This is a genomic window from Pseudomonas sp. PvP089, assembly GCF_017875165.1.
Taxonomy (GTDB): domain Bacteria; phylum Pseudomonadota; class Gammaproteobacteria; order Pseudomonadales; family Pseudomonadaceae; genus Aquipseudomonas; species Aquipseudomonas fortuita.
Map to the genome: position 1 here is coordinate 1,235,221 of NZ_JAGGME010000001.1, position 15,573 is coordinate 1,250,793.

Genomic DNA, 15,573 nt, shown 5'->3' on the forward strand with positions numbered 1-15,573 from the left:
AATCCATGCGCATGGCATCATTTTGCCATCAACGATGACGATACACTATCGGCCGATCATGAGCAGTGTATCGGTTGCCTGCCCCCGCAACTTGAGTGCGCTGTGTCAATCTTCCAGAGGTTTGATGTTAGCGCGCTATGCAGGCTGAGCAAGCAAAACCGTGCAGGCCTCTTCGCGTCTGATACAGGCACAAAAAAACCCGGCACATGGCCGGGTTTTTTGATCAAGGCTGGATGACTCAGGCCTTGAAGGTCTTGCCTTCGAACTGCTCGGCAACGAAGGCCCAGTTGACCAGGTTCCAGAACGCCTCGACGTACTTCGGACGCAGGTTGCGGTAGTCGATGTAGTAGGCGTGTTCCCAGACGTCGCAGGTCAGCAGCGGGGTGTCGCCGCTGGTCAGCGGGCAGCCGGCGCCGATGGTGCTGGCCAGGGCCAGGGAACCGTCAGCTTTCTTCACCAGCCAGCCCCAGCCGGAACCGAAGGTGCCAACCGAAGTCTTGGTGAACTCTTCCTTGAACTTGTCGAAGGAACCGAAAGCGGTGTTGATGGCCTCAGCCAGGGCACCGGTAGGCTGGCCGCCGCCGTTTGGCGACAGGCAGTTCCAGTAGAAGGTGTGGTTCCAGACCTGAGCGGCGTTGTTGAAGATGCCGCCCGAAGAGCTCTTGACGATCTCTTCCAGGGTCTTGCCTTCGAATTCGGTGCCTGGGACCAGGTTGTTCAGGTTCACGACATAGGTGTTGTGGTGCTTGTCGTGGTGAAACTCCAGGGTTTCCTTGGAGATGTGCGGCTGCAGGGCATCGTGGGCGTACGGCAGCGGCGGCAATTCAAAAGCCATGGTGGATCTCCTGATTCAGGTCTAGTTCGCGGTTTGCGCAGGGCCGATCACGGGCGGCCCTATGAGCGTCGGCGAGTTTGTACTCTTTGCGACGCAAGGGGCCGATCATAGCACCAGCCCCGGCGCATAACCACGCAACAAAGATAGGGAATAGAGGTTCCAGAGCGGTTACACGATACCGACCGGTGGTGTCTGTTCAGGAAAAGATCAGTTGCGCCGCCACTGCGAACATCATCACCGCCACCATGAGGTCGAGCATGCGCCAGGTCGCCGGCCGTGCCAGCCACGGTGCCAGCCAGGCCGCGCCAATCGCCAGGGTCGAGAACCACAGCAGCGAGGCACTGGCCGCCCCGGCCACATAGGCGCCAGGCTCAGTCTGCTGGGCGCCCAGCGAACCGATCAGCAACACCGTATCGAGGTAGACGTGCGGGTTCAGCAGCGTCACCGCCAGGGCACTGAGCAGCACCGCACGGCGCGAGCGTACGCCCTGGCCCTGCTGATGCTTCAGGCTCTGGCTGGCACAGGCGCTGCGCAGCGCCTTGGCGCCGTACCAGACCAGGAACACGGCGCCGCCCCAACGCGCCACCGCCAGCAAGGTCGGGTTGTGGGCCAGCACCGTGGCCAGGCCGAATACCCCGGCAGCCACCAGGAGGGCATCGCAGACGATGCACAATGCTGCTACCGGCAAGTGATGCTCACGGCGCAGGCTCTGGGCGAGGACGAAGGCGTTCTGTGCGCCAATGGCCATGATAAGGCCGAAGGCCACCAGCATGCCGTTGAGATAGCTTTGCCACATGGCGTGCTCTCCATATAGAAGGAACCTTAAAGATGCTGGCCATTGTGGTGGGTTGCGCTGTATAAGAAAAACAAATAAAGCTGATCCGGCATTAGGAAAATCGATGTTCGACTACAAGTTGCTGGCCGCCCTGGCGGCGGTGATCGAACAGGGTGGTTTCGAGCGTGCCGCGCAAGTGCTGGGCTTGTCGCAGTCGGCCATCTCCCAGCGCATCAAGCTGCTCGAAGCGCGGGTCGGGCAGCCCGTGCTGGTGCGTGCCGCGCCGCCCAGCCCAACCGAAGTCGGCCGTCAGTTGCTCAACCATGTGCAGCAGGTGCGCCTGCTGGAACGTGACTTGCAGCGCCAGGTGCCGGCGCTGGACGAGGAGGGCATGCCGGAACGCCTGCGCATTGCGCTCAACGCCGATAGCCTGGCCACCTGGTGGGCCGGTGCGGTGGGCAACTTCTGTGCGCAGCAGAACGTATTGACCGACCTGGTCGTAGAAGACCAGGAAGTGGGCCTGAAACGCATGCGTGCTGGCGAAGTGGCGGCCTGCCTGTGTGGCAGTGAACGCCCGGTAGCCGGGGCGCGAAGCCTGCTGCTGGGGGCCATGCGCTACCGGGCATTGGCCAGCCCCGGGTTCATGGCGCGGCATTTCCCCCAAGGCTTTGTCGCCAGCCGCCTGGCCCGCACCCCGGCGATCGTGTACGGCCCGGATGATTTCCTGCAGCATCGCTATCTGGCCTCACTGGGCATCGAGGATGGTTTCCTGCACCACCTGTGCCCGTCATCCGAAGGCTTCCTGCGCATGACCGAGGCCGGGCTGGGCTGGGGGCTGGTGCCCGAATTGCAGGCCCGTGAGCAACTGGCCAACGGGCAGTTGGTGGAAATCTGCAGCGATACCCCCATCGACGTGCCGCTGTACTGGCATCATTGGCGCAATGGCGGGCAATTGCTCGCGCAACTGACCGACCACCTGCGGCACACCGCACGGCAATGGCTGGTGCCCTTGTAGCCACGGCTGGCGTCAGTTGCATCTGAAATCTGGCAAGACGGAGTCTTACATGCGAATTCTGGTCACCGGCGCGAGTGGCTTCATTGGCGGGCGCTTTGCGCGCTACGCCCTGGAGCAGGGCCTGGACGTGCGGGTCAGCGGCCGCCGCGCCGAAGGGGTCGAGCACCTGGTCAAGCGCGGCGCCCAGTTCATCCCTGGCGACCTGGGCGACCCCGAGTTGGCCCGCCGCCTGTGCCAAGGCATCGAGGCGGTGGTGCACTGCGCCGGCGCAGTGGGCAACTGGGGGCGCTACCAGGACTTCTACCAAGGCAATGTGGTCGTCACCGAAAACGTGGTCGAGGGCTGCCTGAAGGAACATGTGCGGCGCCTGGTGCACCTGTCGTCGCCTTCGATCTATTTCAATGGCCGTTCGCGCCTGGACATCCGTGAAGAGCAAGTGCCGCGCCGTTTTCACGACCATTATGGGCAAACCAAGCACCTGGCCGAGCAAAAAGTGTTCGGGGCCCAGGAGTTCGGCCTCGAAGTACTGGCGCTGCGCCCGCGCTTTGTCACCGGTGCCGGCGATGCCAGCATTTTTCCGCGGCTGATGCAGATGCAGCGCAAAGGCCGCATGGCGATCATCGGCAACGGTTTGAACAAAGTCGATTTCACCAGCGTGCACAACCTCAACGAAGCACTGCTCAGCGCGTTGTTCGCCGACGAGCGTGCGCTGGGCCAGGCCTACAACATCAGCAACGGCCAGCCGCTGCCGCTGTGGGACGTGGTCAACTACGTGATGCGCCAGATGCAACTGCCACAGGTGACCCGCTACCGCTCCTACGGCCTGGCCTATAGCCTGGCCGCGCTGAATGAGGCCGCTTGCATGTTGTGGCCGGGGCGCCCGCAACCGACCTTGTCGCGCCTGGGGATGCAGGTGATGAGCCGTGACTTCACCCTGGATATCAGCCGCGCCCGGCAGTACCTGGACTACCAGCCCAAGGTCAGCCTGTGGACGGCACTGGATGAATTCTGCGGCTGGTGGAAGCATTTGCCGCCTGCGCAGTGAGGCCGTCTGGCTGACAATGGTCATCAATGCGCCGCGCTTGCGGTTTATACTCGTGCCTCTGTGCGACTACCGCGGTTGAATGTATCCATGCGTAACCATGCTCACGATGACTACGATGATGTGCCTACCTTGCGGGCGGGCACCGTTGATGATGACGAACTGATACCGGCGCACGTGGTGCGCAGCCGGCAGAAAGCCGCCCGTGGTGCCAGCACGGGGCCGTTGTGGGCGCTGCTGTGCGCTTCGTTCATCGCGTTGGCGGGCCTGGGCTGGTGGAGCTTCCAGCAGATCTCGCTGATGGAGCAGCAACTGGTGGCGACCCAGGAGAGCTTTGCCCGCATCAGTGAAGAAGCAGCCGGGCGCTTGCAGGCGATCAGTGGCAAGGTAGAGGCCAGCGAGTCCGGTGTTAATACCAGCAGCGAGGCGCTGAAGCTGCAGTTGCGCCAGTTGCAGCAAGGCGTAGCCGGGCAGACCGGCGACCTGGGTAAGCGCCTGGAGCAGGTGCTGGCCGATACCCGTGAACAGCAGAAGGCTGTGACCGAGCTGCAAAGCCAGCTGCAGGCGCAGTTGAAGCTGGTGAATGGCGAGCTGGCCGCGTTGCGTTCAGGGCAGGTTGATGGCGGCAAGCTGGATGCCCAGTTGAAGGGCCTGAACGAGCAGGTTGCCGCGCTGAAGGCCGCGCAGGTTGATGGCGGCACGCTGGACGGGCAGCTCAAGAGCCTGGGCAGCGATGTGGCGGCGCTGAAGAAGCAGGGCAACCCGAGCGCGGCAATCCAGGGCCTGGAACAGGATATTTTGGTGTTGAAGAGCCAGATCGACAACCGCCCGGCTGCGGCAGCGTCCGGTGGTGCGTCGGTGCAGGAATTCGATGCCTTCCGTGCGCAGACGACGCGCAACCTGAATACGCTGCAGAGCCAGATTCAGAACCTGCAGCAGCAGATCAACGCCCGGCCGTAACAGAGCGCGGGAGGGCTTTGCCCTCCTTTCGCGACACAAGGCCGCTCCCACAAGTTCGACGCTACCTTGAGGGCTGTGCTTATCCCTGTGGGAGCGATGTGGCGGCGCTGAGGAAGCAGGGCAACCCGAGCGCGGCAATCCAGGGCCTGGAACAGGATATTTTGGTGTTGAAGAGCCAGATCGACAACCGCCCGGCTGCGGCAGCGTCCGGTGGTGCGTCGGTGCAGGAATTCGATGCCTTCCGTGCGCAGACGACGCGCAACCTGAATACGCTGCAGAGCCAGATTCAGAACCTGCAGCAGCAGATCAACGCTCGGCCGTAACAGAGCGCGGGAGGGCTTTGCCCTCCTTTCGCGACACAAGGCCGCTCCCACAAGTTCGGCGCTACCTTGAGGGCTGTGCTTATCCCTGTGGGAGCGGCCTTGTGTCGCGATGGGCCGCAAAGCGGCCCCGGCAATCGTGATTACAACCGCGGATAATCGATGTACCCCACCGGCCCCTTGCCATAGAAAGTCTCTGGCCGCGCCTCGTTCAATGGCGCATCCGCCGCCAGCCGCGCCGGCAGGTCGGGGTTGGCGATTAACGGCACGCCAAACGCCACTGCATCGGCTTTGCCACTGGCCAGGGCCGCATTGGCGCTGGCCTTGTCAAACCGCTCGTTGACGATGTACGGGCCGCCGAATGCCTCTTTGATCAATGGGCCGATGCTGTCATCGGCTTCCCGCTCCCGCGAGCAGATAAAGGCAATGCCTCGCTTGCCCAGCTCGCGAGCCACGTAGGTGAAGGTTTCGGCGCGGTGGGCATCACCCATGTCGTGAGCATCGGCACGCGGCGCCAGGTGCACGCCTACGCGGTTTGCGCCCCACACTTCGATGGCCGCATCGGTCACCTCCAGCAGCAGGCGTGCACGGTTTTCCAGCGACCCTCCGTAGAGGTCAGTGCGCTGGTTGGTGCTGCTTTGCAGGAACTGGTCAAGCAGGTAACCGTTGGCGCCGTGAATCTCTACACCATCGAAACCGGCAGCCTTGGCGTTTTCGGCACCGCTGCGGTAGGCCTCGACGATGTCGTTGATTTCCTCGGTTTCCAGCGCGCGCGGGGTGGGGTAGTCACTTAGCGGGCGCACCAGGCTTACATGGCCCTTGGGCTGGATTGCGCTGGGGGCCACCGGCAGCTCGCCGTTCAGGTAGCTGGGGTGGGAAATACGGCCAACGTGCCACAGCTGCAGGAAGATGCGCCCGCCGGCGGCGTGCACGGCCTTGGTGACGTTGTTCCAGCCACGCACCTGCTCATCGTTCCAGATACCGGGGGTATCCGGGTAGCCGACGCCCATGGCAGTGACCGAAGTCGCTTCGCTGAGGATCAGCCCGGCGCTGGCGCGCTGTACATAGTATTCGGCCATCAGCGCATTGGGCACGCGGCCTTCGTCGGCACGGCAGCGGGTGAGCGGGGCCATGATGATGCGGTTGGGCAGTTGCAGGTCGCCCAGGGTGATCGGATCGAAAAGCGTGGTCATAGCGGTTACCTGCCTTGTCAAAGTGTTTGGCGCAGTTGTTCGAGGAATGCCTCAATGGTGGCTTCGTTGCGTTTGAAGAAGTGCCATTGGCCAATCTTCTGGCTGCTGATGAGCCCGGCGCGCTGCAAGGTGGCCAGGTGGGCGGAGACGGTCGACTGCGACAGGCCGCAGCGTTGGTCGATCTGCCCGGCACACACACCGTTTTCGGTGCTGTGGTACTGGTCGGGGAATTGCGTTGCCGGGTCTTTCAGCCAGCTGAGGATTTCTCGCCTGACCGGATGGGCCAGCGCTTTTATGATTTCGTCGAGATCAAGAGGCATGGGTGGAGGCTCGTTGTAGCGGTATATCGCGATAGAGCGAAATGTAAATCGGCTGTTCCCGATATCCAAATACCAAGAGGTTCTGAGCTGAGCGCGAATCGGTATATCGCGTTATAACGATATAAGGCGGAGCGGTGGTAGACTGCGCCCATGAACTACCTCGCACACCTGCACCTGGGCGGCCCGGCGCCGCAACAACTGCTTGGCAGCCTGTATGGCGATTTTGTCAAAGGCTCGCTGGAAGGGCGCTTCCCTCCTGCGCTGGAGGCGGCTATCCGGCTGCACCGGCATATCGACAGCTACACCGATCAGCATCCGCTGGTGCTGGCGGCACTGGCGCGCTTTCCGCGCGAGCGGCGGCGCTTTGCCGGCATCGTGCTGGATGTCTTCTTCGACCATTGCCTGGCGCGGCATTGGGGCCACTACGCCGAGCAGCCACTGGCGCAGTTTACTGGCGCGTTTTACAGGGTGCTGCTGGCGGAGCCCGAGCTGCCGGGGCGATTGGCGCGGATTGCGCCGTTCATGGCAGCGGATGACTGGCTAGGGGCTTATGGCGATTTTGCCACGCTGGAACAGGTGTTCAACGGCATTGCCCGACGCTTGTCGCGGCCTGAGGGGATGGCCGGGGTAATGGTGGAACTGGAGCGGCTGTATGAGCCGCTGCTGGCGGATTTTCGCGAGTTCTATCCCCAGTTACAGGCTTTTGCGGCGGCGCAGCGTAGGGCTGAGGACTTGTAGCGCCTGTGAGATCGAGCGCCGCCCGCGCGGCGCTCGATCTCGCAGGCGCCAGCTTGCCCACGCCAGGCTCAGGCAGCCCGCGCCGGCCGCCTTGGCACTGCTTCAACTTCTTCAACCCCGAACAAAGCCAGGTGAATCGCCTGCTGTGCTTGCAACGCCAGCACCGCACGCTCCTTGCCCACGCTGCCGATAGGTGGCAGCAAGTGAATGCACACCTCGCCTCGCGGCTGGGCAAACAGGCGCATCAGGTGCGACACCAGATCATCGTCGCCAATGAACGGCGCAATCGGATCGATCTGGCCATCACGCAGATACTGGATAGCCACCGGCTGCACCGCCGCGCCCCGGTCGATGGCACCTGCCAACAGGCGGCCATGGAAGGTGCGCAAGTTGCGACCGCAGGTAGTGGTGCCTTCGGGGAAGATCAGCAGGGGGCGCGCCAGCCCCAGTTGCCCGGCGATCTGTTCGTGCAGGCGCTGGCTGTCGCCACCACCACGGCGAATGAACAGTGTGCCGGCTTTTTCCGCCAGCCAACCCGCCACCGGCCAATGACGCACTTCAGCCTTGGACAGGAACGACAGGGGCAGCAGCATGCCGAGCAGGGGGATGTCGGTCCACGAAACGTGGTTGCTGACCCACAGCATCGGCCGCTGCGGCAGTTCGCCGACTACACGCACGTTGAAGGGCAGGGCGGCGACCAGGCGTTTCATGAACAGGCAGGTCCAGCGCTGGCGGCGCTCAAGGGGAGCCTTGAAACCGAGGCGTTCGCCGAGGGCAATAAGACTGGCCATGAACATACCCAGCAACAGCACGAGCAGCAGTCGGGTCAGGCGGGCTACTACCCGCAGCTTCTGCATCAGACCGCCGCCTTGAAGTGCCGGGCGTAGCGCGGGCAGAGATTATCGCGCTTGAGCAGGATGAATACGTCGGCCACCTGGAAGTCCTCGTCCCAGCAAGGCTCGCCGCAAATCTTTGCGCCCAGGCGCATGTAGGCCTTGAGCAGCGGTGGCATTTCGGCGATGACGTTGCCCGGCAACGCCAGGCTTGGCAGCGGGTTCTTTGGCTCGGCCCGCAGGTGCTCGTTGCACAGGTAGCGATCACGCAGGCGCTGCATCACGGCATGGGCCTGCACGCCGCCGTCCTGCATCGGGATGCTGGCACAGCCCATCAGGTAGCTGTAGCGGCCCTCGTTGAGCACCTCGGCCAGTTCACCCCACAGCACGGCGATGGTGCCGCCGTTGCGGTAGTCGGGGGCTACGCAGGTGCGGCCCAGTTCGAGGATCGGGCCCTGCAGCTGCAACAGGCCGTGCAGGCGGAATTCTTCTTCACTGTAGAAGCGGCCCAGGCTGCTGGCGGCCTGGTGGTCGAGCAGGCGGGTGGTGGCCACCAGCTCGCCTGTGCTCAGGTCGCGTACACCAATGTGGCGGCAGTGCACGTCGTAGTCGTCCATGTCCAGGCCGTGCTCGGCACCCTTGAGCTTGGCCTTGAATTCTGCGCTGAACACTTTGAAGCGCAGGGCCTGGGCCTCTTGCAGCGCCGCGGCGCCAACCAGGCGTTCGGCTTGCAGACGGCGTTCAGTGCTGTTGTCGCCAGAATGAGCGATCCGAGTCATTACGAGTCTCCATAAGCCAGCCATGAAGGGTTGCGGCCGGTCGGCTTTGTTGTGCAAAGTCAGCCTAGGTAGACGCGGTGTCACCCCTGTGAATCTTTGGTGATGCTTGCGTGACACCCCCCAAACCTTGACCAGAAAGCCCCAGCAAGGAGCCGTCCCATGGCCTGGTTGCAACGATTGAACGACCCGCTTCGCCACGCGCCGGCGGGCACTCTGGGCGAAACCTATGCCGCGCTGCTCGAGCGCCTCGGCCCGGTTGTCCCCTTCGAACTGGCGGCACTGGGCGGGCGCGCGATGGCCACGCCGGGCCTGGCTTTTCTGGTGGGTTACCAGGCCGCCTTGCGCGTGCTGTGGCCCAGTGCACCGTCCAGCCTCGGCGCGCTGTGCGCGACCGAGCGGCGCAGCGTGCGGCCGGCGGACATGCACACGCGCCTGGACGGCTTGCGCCTGACCGGCAGCAAGGACTTCGTCACCGCCGGGCTGGAGGCGGAGTGGCTGCTGGTGGCGGCGCGCAGCGAAACCGCAGGCGCGGCGCCACAATTGAACCTGGCGGTGGTGTACCCCGGGGAGCCCGGCGTGACCCTGGAGCCATTGCCGACCTTGCCGTTGATGCCGGAGGTGGGCCATGGGCGCTTGCTGCTGGAACAGGCGGCGTGCGAGCTGCTGGCCGGTGACGGCTGGGATGCTTATGTGAAGCCGTTTCGCTCGCTGGAGGACTTGTATGTGCTCACGGCACTGACGGCCTGGTTGTATGGCGTGGGGCAGGAAAGCGCCTGGCCGCAGGCTTTACGCCTGCAACTGCTTGGGCTGCTGGCCGGGTGTGCCGAGGGTAGCCGGCAGTGTGCCGACTGCACGGATGGCCATTTGCTGTTGGGTGGTTTGTTTGCGCAGTTCCAGGCGTTGCGGGGGGCGATCGACGCAGCATTGGCGGCAGGGCCGGTGCATTGGGCGCAAATCTGGCAGCGTGACCAAGGGGTGATGGCGTTGGCTGCGGCGGCGCGCGAGCAGCGCCTGAACAAGGCTTGGGCGGCTGCGGGATTGTCATGAAGGCCTGATAGGTTTTTGTGAACCGATGATCCCGGGGGGCCGCAAGGCGGCCCCAAAATTTCGAGCTGAAACACAATGCTGAAAGGTCTGCTATTGGTTCTTTGCCTGGCCTTGGCAACCGCCGAAGCCGAGGACTGGCCTGACCCTGACTGGCAGAACGATCCTGCCCGTTTCGACTGGCAAGCCGTCGACGCCTACGCCTTCCCCCCTCGCACTGCCCCCGACCGCAGCGGCATCCGCACCGACGCGCTGCTGATCATCCGCGATGGCCGTATCCTCCACGAGCGCTACACCGCCCCCACCACTGCCGCCACCGCGCACCTGACCTGGTCGGTAAGCAAGAGCGTACTCGCCACGCTGATGGGCGTGGCCCAAGGCGAAGGGCGCTTCCAGCTGGAAGATCCGGTCACCCGTTTCTATCCTGCCATGCGCGGCCATCCCGGCATACGCATGGCCGATCTGCTGCACTGGGCCAGTGGCCTGGACTGGCAGGAAGACTACGAATACGCCCCCCTCAAGTCATCAGTGGTGGCCATGCTATACACCCGTGGCCGCGAGGACATGGCGGCCTATACGGCGGCGCGGGGTGCGGCGGCCAGCCCCGGTGAGCGTTTTCTCTATTCCAGTGGTGACAGCATCCTGCTGGCGGCTGCACTGCGCGGCATGCTCGATGCCGGGCAGTACCCCGATTACCCCTGGCACGCGCTGTTCAGCCCGTTAGGTATCGACAGCGCGGTGTGGGAGCGTGACGGAGCGGGCACCTACGTGGGCTCTTCCTATCTGTACCTCAGCGCCCGCGACCTGGCGCGAATCGGCTTGCTGATGCAGCGTGACGGGCGCTGGCAAGGCCGGCAACTGCTGCCCACGGCCTGGGTGGCCTTCAACCGAACAGCGTTTACCCATGCCGAACCTGTGCCCGGTGAGGCCAACCCTGGCGGCCACTGGTGGCTCAACCGGCCGTTGGCCGGCGCCCAACGGCCTTGGCCGAGTGCACCCGAAGACGCCTACGCCGCCCTTGGCCACTGGGGCCAGGCGCTGTACGTGCTGCCCGCGCAAAAGCTGGTGATCGTGCGCTATGCCGATGACCGCGACGGCAGCTACCAGCACGACGAACTGCTCAAGCGGGTACTGGCGGCAGTGCCCCGGGAGGGCACATGAAGCGGGCCTTGTTGCTGGTGTTGCTGGGCCTTGTGTTCTGGGCCTGGCAGGAGCGTCAGGCGTTGGCTGATTTCCCCGGCATCCTCTCGGCCTACTCGGCCAAGGAATACTGCTCGTGCCGCTTCGTCATGGGCTTCGGGCAGGCCTACTGCCAAGGCTATGTAAAGCAATGGCTGCCGCTGAGCCTGCTGGAGGAAAACAGCCCGCAGCGACGAGTCACTGCCGAGGGGTTGGGGCGGCGCAATCAGGCTAGCTGGCAGGGCCCGCACGAGGGCTGCCGCTTGCTGCCATGAAGGCGGGCGGGTAAGGTTGGCGGCCTGGTTTCACGAGATCTGTCATGTTCAAGCTGCCCCGTCTGCTGCCCGCCTTGTTGCTGGCTTTGTGCCTGCCTGCCCACGCCAATTGGCACCTCGATGGCGAATCGTCGCGCCTGTCGTTCATTACCGGCAAAAACGGTGACACTGCCGAAGTGCACCGCTTTCTGGTGCTGCATGGCACGGTCGACCGCAAAGGCGTGGCGGGGCTGAGCATCGAGATGGATTCGGTGAGCAGTGGCATTGCACTGCGTGACGAGCGCATGCGTGAGGACCTGTTCGAGGTCGAGCGTTTTGCCGAAGCCAAGGTGCGGGCGCAGCTGGACCTGCGGCCGATCAACGACTTGGCCAACGGTGCCCAGATCGAACTGCGCCTGCCGCTCACCGTTACCCTGCATGGCCAGTCGCACAGCTACAACGCCCTGTTGTTGGCCACCCGCCTGGACGAGCGGCGCTTTCAGGTCGTGACACTCGAACCCCTGGTGTTGCGTGCCGAGGATTTCGGGCTGCTGCCAGGGCTGCAAACCTTGCGCAAGTTTGCCGGGCTCACGTCCATCAACCCGTCGGTGCCGGTTAGCGCGGTGCTGATTTTCACCGCCCGCTGACATGCCGGGCCCGGTCTTCCCCTGGCGGGATGGCAACCAGTTCGAACTGCTGATCGACGGCCCCGAGTTCTTTCCGCGCATGCTCGCAGCCATCGTGCGTGCCGAGTTCCAGGTTGACCTGGAGCTGTACCTGGTCGAGGCTGGCGCCTGTGCCGAGGCGGTGGTCGAGGCGCTGGAGCAGGCCGCACGGCGTGGCGTGCGGGTGCGCTGCCTGTTCGATGATTATGGCTCGCTGGCCTTCAACAGCGCCCTGCGCCAACGCTTGCTGGAGGCTGGTGTGTACCTGCGCTGGTATAACCGTCTGCGCTGGAAGCGCGGCTTGCGCAACCTGTACCGCGACCACCGCAAGCTGCTGCTGGTGGACGAACGCTGGGCGGTGGTGGGCGGCACAGGGGTTACCGACGAGTTCTGGACCCCGGGCGACGCGACCAGCGAATGGCATGAGGTGATGGTGCAGATTCAGGGGCCGGTGGTAACCGACTGGCAGTTGCTGTTCGACCGCCAGTGGGGCGCCAACAACCGCCGCACCGCCTGGCGCCCTGCCGAGGGCTTCGGCCTGCCCCGTTTGCCCAAGGTGCCTGCGCAGGGCCAGGGCATGGGGCGGGTAGCTTATGCCGACGCCCGCCAGCATCAGGACATCCTGCATTCGCTGGGGCGGGCGCTGAACAGTGGCAAGCAGCGGGTATGGCTGGCCACGCCATACTTTCTGCCGACCTGGAGCGTGCGCCGTTCTTTGCGCCGTGCTGCCAGCAAGGGGCTTGACGTGCGGCTGTTGCTGACCGGCCCACGCACTGACCACCCGTCGGTCCGCTACGCCGGGCACCGCTACTACCCCCGCCTGCTGCGCGCCGGTGTGCGGATTTTCGAGTATCAACCGTGCTTCCTGCACCTGAAGATGGTTGTAGTGGACGACTGGGTCAGCGTCGGTTCGTGCAACTTCGACCACTGGAACCTGCGGTTCAACCTTGAGGCCAACATTGAGGCGCTGGACCCGCCGTTGACGGCCGCGGTGGTGGCCAGCTTCGAGCGCGACTTTGCCTTGAGCGAGGAAGTCGACCTCGACCACTGGCATGCCCGCCCCCTGTGGCGCCGGGTTAAACAACGAATCTGGGGCTGGATCGACCGACTGGTAGTCAACGTGCTCGACCGCCGTGACTGACAGCGGCTATCGTGCATTGACTGTTTACGGTTAACCGAAGGAGTGGGTGCGATGACGGCGAAGAAGATTCTTATGCTGGTAGGCGACTACGTCGAGGATTACGAGGCGATGGTGCCGTTTCAGGCCTTGAGCATGGTGGGCCACACGGTGCACGCGGTGTGCCCGGAGAAACTGGCGGGGCAGACCGTGCGCACTGCCATCCATGATTTTGAGGGTGAGCAGACCTACAGCGAAAAGCCGGGGCACAACTTTGCCTTGAATTATGACTTTGTGCGGGTGCGGCCCGAGAGTTACGACGCCCTGCTGATCCCGGGTGGCCGTGCGCCGGAGTATTTGCGCCTGGATGAAAAAGTGCTGGCGCTGGTGCGGGCATTTGACCAGGCTGGCAAGCCGATTGCGGCGGTGTGCCATGGTGCCCAGCTGCTGGCGGCGGCGGGTGTGCTGGAGGGGCGCGAATGCAGCGCGTATCCGGCGTGTGCCCCGGAAGTGCGTCTGGCGGGCGGCACGTTCATCGATATCGCCGTGGACCAGGCCCATGTGGATGGCAACCTGGTGACCGCACCGGCGTGGCCAGCGCACCCGGCTTGGCTGGCGGCATTTCTGAAGGTGCTGGGCACCCGTATTGCCTGATACGGCGTCTTCGCGGGGGAACCCGGTATTCGCCATGCACGGTGAACGCCGCCACCGCGCGACTGCCGCCGGCGTTGAACGCGGCCTAGTAGGCGTTTACCCGCTCGGTAGCGGTCATGGAACAGTACCTGTCGTGTATGGAAAAGGCGGGTCGTTGCCTCGGATGATAGGGTTTCCCCTCAAGCCCGGCTTAGCCGAGCGCGTCATCCACATCGACAAAACGACCGCCAAGCATGGAAATACGCCTGTTGCACGGCGCCGCTATCGCGCCATACATCGATGACCTCGCTCGCCTGCGCCTGGCCGTAATGCGCGAATTTCCCTACCTGTACGACGGCAGCCCGGACTCTGACGTCGACTATCTGGCCAGCCATGTCCGCTCCGGGCGCAGCCTGGTCGTGCTGGCCGTGGACGACGGCCAGGTAGTCGGAGCCTCAACCGCTTTGCCGCTGATGGATGGAGCTCCTGAATTCCTTCAGCTGTTCCGGGCTCAGGGCCGCGATCCTGCGAGCGTCTATCTGTTCGGTGAGTCGTTTGTCCTGCCGCAGTACCGCGGGCAAGGCCTCGGGGTGCGTTTTTTTATCGAGCGTGAATCCTATGCGCACACACTTGCCGCGTTCGATTACTGCGTTTTCTGTGCCGTCGAGCGCCCGGGCGTGCATCCAAGGCGCCCCGCCGGTTACAAACCCTTGCAGGGTTTCTGGCGCAACCGGGGTTTTTTGCACGAGCCGTCGTTACGCACCACATGTGCCTGGCGCGACCTGGGTGAGCAGGCCACTTCCGAGAAAATCATGTCGTTCTGGATGAAGGCACTGATGGCATGAACCTGTCGTCAGGGGCCAAGGTTCAGCTTGTTTTCGCTGACATGGTATTTCAGTGCGTGGCCGCCATTGCTGACGAGGAATTCGACGTGGTACGGGTTGCCGTGTTGGTCGCGTAGCAGCCACACACTGGGCGCTTCATTGAGCGAGTTGTAATGCTTTGCGTAAAAGCGTCTGTAGTAATGATGAAGTGTCATGTGGTTAGGGCGCTGTACATAGGCTTCGCCTGAATCAGGGGAGACTGCCTCGAACGCTTCTCCCACCCCCAGGGCTGTTACTGTTGACGCTTGGCTGTAGTCGTTAGTCAGCTGGAATGAGATAAGCGCGTGGTCATGATTGTGCCGCTCATAAAATGGCGTGTTCGAGGGCGTCACCAGTGCGGTGCTCTCTACCATGACGAGTTTGGGATCGGCAAAACCAAAATAGCTGACTGTCTCTTCGACTTCGTCGTCCCAATGGCTATTGGCATTGTTCGACTTGTATTTGAAGGGCGTGCCCGGCTCAAGGTGGAACACCTTGTCGTGCGGTGGCGGTGGCGTGATGGACTCAATGACCACCGATGACACGAAGGGGCTGGTGTTGGTTATGGCGTAGGTATTCTCATCTTTCAACATTAATGCGTAGATCTGGGTGAGCGTGCCGCCAGGGCGTTGGGACGTGACGTAGAAGATGCGGCGAATGCTGTTTGCGGTTTTTTCGGTGAGCGCGCTGGGGGCGCCTCCGTAGGCGGCATGATAAACAAACCGTTTATCGCGCGCCTTGGACGCAAACAGGTCGGGGTGATCCAGCAGGCGTGGTTCGCCGTCTTCATCAATTAACACCAGCGACAGGCTATTGAGGCTCTCTTCGCTAAGGGTTTCCCCTTTACGTGGCTCCAGGGTGACAGTCACTTCCACTTGCTGCCGACCATTGGCATAAAGGCGATTGGAGCTTGAGGTGATATCCAGGCGAAAGCGGGTGAGCCATTGGTTGTCGAGCTTGAACCCTTTCATTTTGAGACACTCGTTGAGGGGGGAGTGCCCAGTTAAA

18 protein-coding genes and 1 pseudogene are annotated in these 15,573 nt (G+C 63.3%); 12 read left to right on the forward strand and 7 right to left on the reverse strand.

Features of this window, described 5'->3' with window-relative positions; genetic code table 11:
* Positions 1-238: 238 nt before the first annotated feature.
* Both J3A71_RS05675 and J3A71_RS05680 read right to left on the reverse strand, forming a co-directional pair.
* The gene (locus J3A71_RS05675) at positions 239-835 is read right to left on the reverse strand and encodes a Fe-Mn family superoxide dismutase (RefSeq protein ID WP_016488919.1); all 597 of its coding nucleotides are present in this window, start codon (positions 833-835) and stop codon (positions 239-241) included.
* A 196-nt stretch (positions 836-1,031) separates the two neighbouring features.
* Positions 1,032-1,631, reverse strand: coding sequence for a LysE/ArgO family amino acid transporter (locus J3A71_RS05680; RefSeq protein ID WP_096426716.1), 600 nt, complete (start codon positions 1,629-1,631; stop codon positions 1,032-1,034).
* A gap of 103 nt (positions 1,632-1,734) precedes the next feature.
* Here J3A71_RS05680 and J3A71_RS05685 point away from each other — a divergent pair, with 103 nt between their 5' ends.
* From J3A71_RS05685 to J3A71_RS05700, 4 genes and pseudogenes are all read left to right on the forward strand, one after another.
* Positions 1,735-2,625, forward strand: coding sequence for a LysR family transcriptional regulator ArgP (locus tag J3A71_RS05685; protein WP_016488917.1), 891 nt, complete (start codon positions 1,735-1,737; stop codon positions 2,623-2,625).
* A gap of 49 nt (positions 2,626-2,674) precedes the next feature.
* A complete protein-coding gene (locus tag J3A71_RS05690) occupies positions 2,675-3,670 on the forward strand; it encodes an NAD(P)-dependent oxidoreductase (protein ID WP_060517495.1) in 996 nt (331 codons plus the stop codon).
* A gap of 87 nt (positions 3,671-3,757) precedes the next feature.
* Positions 3,758-4,627, forward strand: coding sequence for a hypothetical protein (locus J3A71_RS05695; protein ID WP_016488915.1), 870 nt, complete (start codon positions 3,758-3,760; stop codon positions 4,625-4,627).
* Between the two features lie 89 nt (positions 4,628-4,716).
* Positions 4,717-4,950, forward strand: a pseudogene (locus J3A71_RS05700) (ATPase); the annotation flags it as partial.
* Between the two features lie 140 nt (positions 4,951-5,090).
* Here J3A71_RS05700 and J3A71_RS05705 read toward each other — a convergent pair.
* A complete protein-coding gene (locus J3A71_RS05705; protein WP_209952703.1) occupies positions 5,091-6,140 on the reverse strand; it encodes an alkene reductase in 1,050 nt (349 codons plus the stop codon).
* 17 nt (positions 6,141-6,157) lie between these two features.
* Positions 6,158-6,460 carry a helix-turn-helix transcriptional regulator gene (locus J3A71_RS05710; protein ID WP_016488913.1) on the reverse strand — a complete coding sequence of 101 codons (303 nt, stop codon included), beginning with the start codon at positions 6,458-6,460 and terminating at the stop codon, positions 6,158-6,160.
* 150 nt (positions 6,461-6,610) lie between these two features.
* Here J3A71_RS05710 and J3A71_RS05715 point away from each other — a divergent pair, with 150 nt between their 5' ends.
* Positions 6,611-7,198: an ACP phosphodiesterase gene (locus J3A71_RS05715; protein WP_095116029.1), complete on the forward strand. Its 588-nt coding sequence runs from the start codon at positions 6,611-6,613 to the stop codon at positions 7,196-7,198.
* A gap of 68 nt (positions 7,199-7,266) precedes the next feature.
* On the opposite strand, the gene J3A71_RS05720 is transcribed toward J3A71_RS05715, so the two are convergent.
* Together J3A71_RS05720 and olsB are read right to left on the reverse strand one after the other, a co-directional pair.
* Positions 7,267-8,055 carry a lysophospholipid acyltransferase family protein gene (locus J3A71_RS05720; protein WP_016488911.1) on the reverse strand — a complete coding sequence of 263 codons (789 nt, stop codon included), beginning with the start codon at positions 8,053-8,055 and terminating at the stop codon, positions 7,267-7,269.
* A complete protein-coding gene (gene olsB / locus J3A71_RS05725; RefSeq protein ID WP_016488910.1) occupies positions 8,055-8,810 on the reverse strand; it encodes an L-ornithine N(alpha)-acyltransferase in 756 nt (251 codons plus the stop codon). The genes J3A71_RS05720 and olsB overlap by 1 nt, the downstream gene beginning before the upstream one ends.
* A 159-nt stretch (positions 8,811-8,969) precedes the next feature.
* Here olsB and J3A71_RS05730 point away from each other — a divergent pair, with 159 nt between their 5' ends.
* The 7 genes from J3A71_RS05730 to J3A71_RS05760 all read left to right on the forward strand — a co-directional run bounded on the left by J3A71_RS05730 (position 8,970) and on the right by J3A71_RS05760 (position 14,547).
* Positions 8,970-9,857 (forward strand): acyl-CoA dehydrogenase, encoded by an 888-nt coding sequence (locus J3A71_RS05730; RefSeq protein ID WP_095116027.1) that lies wholly within the window; start codon positions 8,970-8,972, stop codon positions 9,855-9,857.
* Between the two features lie 75 nt (positions 9,858-9,932).
* Positions 9,933-11,015 (forward strand): serine hydrolase, encoded by a 1,083-nt coding sequence (locus tag J3A71_RS05735; RefSeq protein WP_096426715.1) that lies wholly within the window; start codon positions 9,933-9,935, stop codon positions 11,013-11,015.
* A complete protein-coding gene (locus J3A71_RS05740; RefSeq protein WP_016488907.1) occupies positions 11,012-11,308 on the forward strand; it encodes a hypothetical protein in 297 nt (98 codons plus the stop codon). Before J3A71_RS05735 ends, J3A71_RS05740 begins: the two co-directional genes overlap by 4 nt.
* A 44-nt stretch (positions 11,309-11,352) precedes the next feature.
* On the forward strand, positions 11,353-11,934 hold the full coding sequence (locus tag J3A71_RS05745) for a YceI family protein (protein WP_016488906.1): 582 nt from the start codon (positions 11,353-11,355) through the stop codon (positions 11,932-11,934).
* 1 nt (position 11,935) lies between these two features.
* Positions 11,936-13,093 (forward strand): phosphatidylserine/phosphatidylglycerophosphate/cardiolipin synthase family protein, encoded by a 1,158-nt coding sequence (locus tag J3A71_RS05750; protein ID WP_209952705.1) that lies wholly within the window; start codon positions 11,936-11,938, stop codon positions 13,091-13,093.
* Positions 13,094-13,144: 51 nt separating this feature from the next.
* On the forward strand, positions 13,145-13,723 hold the full coding sequence (locus J3A71_RS05755) for a DJ-1/PfpI family protein (protein WP_016488904.1): 579 nt from the start codon (positions 13,145-13,147) through the stop codon (positions 13,721-13,723).
* Between the two features lie 233 nt (positions 13,724-13,956).
* Entirely contained in the window at positions 13,957-14,547 is a 591-nt protein-coding gene (locus J3A71_RS05760; RefSeq protein ID WP_016488903.1) for a GNAT family N-acetyltransferase, read from the forward strand.
* A gap of 8 nt (positions 14,548-14,555) precedes the next feature.
* Here the strand turns inward: J3A71_RS05760 and J3A71_RS05765 are convergent, their stop codons facing one another.
* Positions 14,556-15,536: a hypothetical protein gene (locus J3A71_RS05765; RefSeq protein WP_096426714.1), complete on the reverse strand. Its 981-nt coding sequence runs from the start codon at positions 15,534-15,536 to the stop codon at positions 14,556-14,558.
* Between the last annotated feature and the right edge of the window lie 37 nt (positions 15,537-15,573).

Bases quoted from the DNA above. Each gene is read 5' to 3' on its own strand.
- J3A71_RS05675 (WP_016488919.1), bottom strand. From the start codon at position 835: ATGGCTTTTGAATTGCCGCCGCTGCCGTACGCCCACGATGCCCTGCAG.
- J3A71_RS05680 (WP_096426716.1), bottom strand. From the start codon at position 1,631: ATGTGGCAAAGCTATCTCAACGGCATGCTGGTGGCCTTCGGCCTTATC.
- J3A71_RS05685 (WP_016488917.1), top strand. From the start codon at position 1,735: ATGTTCGACTACAAGTTGCTGGCCGCCCTGGCGGCGGTGATCGAACAG.
- J3A71_RS05690 (WP_060517495.1), top strand. From the start codon at position 2,675: ATGCGAATTCTGGTCACCGGCGCGAGTGGCTTCATTGGCGGGCGCTTT.
- J3A71_RS05695 (WP_016488915.1), top strand. From the start codon at position 3,758: ATGCGTAACCATGCTCACGATGACTACGATGATGTGCCTACCTTGCGG.
- J3A71_RS05705 (WP_209952703.1), bottom strand. From the start codon at position 6,140: ATGACCACGCTTTTCGATCCGATCACCCTGGGCGACCTGCAACTGCCC.
- J3A71_RS05710 (WP_016488913.1), bottom strand. From the start codon at position 6,460: ATGCCTCTTGATCTCGACGAAATCATAAAAGCGCTGGCCCATCCGGTC.
- J3A71_RS05715 (WP_095116029.1), top strand. From the start codon at position 6,611: ATGAACTACCTCGCACACCTGCACCTGGGCGGCCCGGCGCCGCAACAA.
- J3A71_RS05720 (WP_016488911.1), bottom strand. From the start codon at position 8,055: ATGCAGAAGCTGCGGGTAGTAGCCCGCCTGACCCGACTGCTGCTCGTG.
- olsB (WP_016488910.1), bottom strand. From the start codon at position 8,810: ATGACTCGGATCGCTCATTCTGGCGACAACAGCACTGAACGCCGTCTG.
- J3A71_RS05730 (WP_095116027.1), top strand. From the start codon at position 8,970: ATGGCCTGGTTGCAACGATTGAACGACCCGCTTCGCCACGCGCCGGCG.
- J3A71_RS05735 (WP_096426715.1), top strand. From the start codon at position 9,933: ATGCTGAAAGGTCTGCTATTGGTTCTTTGCCTGGCCTTGGCAACCGCC.
- J3A71_RS05740 (WP_016488907.1), top strand. From the start codon at position 11,012: ATGAAGCGGGCCTTGTTGCTGGTGTTGCTGGGCCTTGTGTTCTGGGCC.
- J3A71_RS05745 (WP_016488906.1), top strand. From the start codon at position 11,353: ATGTTCAAGCTGCCCCGTCTGCTGCCCGCCTTGTTGCTGGCTTTGTGC.
- J3A71_RS05750 (WP_209952705.1), top strand. From the start codon at position 11,936: ATGCCGGGCCCGGTCTTCCCCTGGCGGGATGGCAACCAGTTCGAACTG.
- J3A71_RS05755 (WP_016488904.1), top strand. From the start codon at position 13,145: ATGACGGCGAAGAAGATTCTTATGCTGGTAGGCGACTACGTCGAGGAT.
- J3A71_RS05760 (WP_016488903.1), top strand. From the start codon at position 13,957: ATGGAAATACGCCTGTTGCACGGCGCCGCTATCGCGCCATACATCGAT.
- J3A71_RS05765 (WP_096426714.1), bottom strand. From the start codon at position 15,536: ATGAAAGGGTTCAAGCTCGACAACCAATGGCTCACCCGCTTTCGCCTG.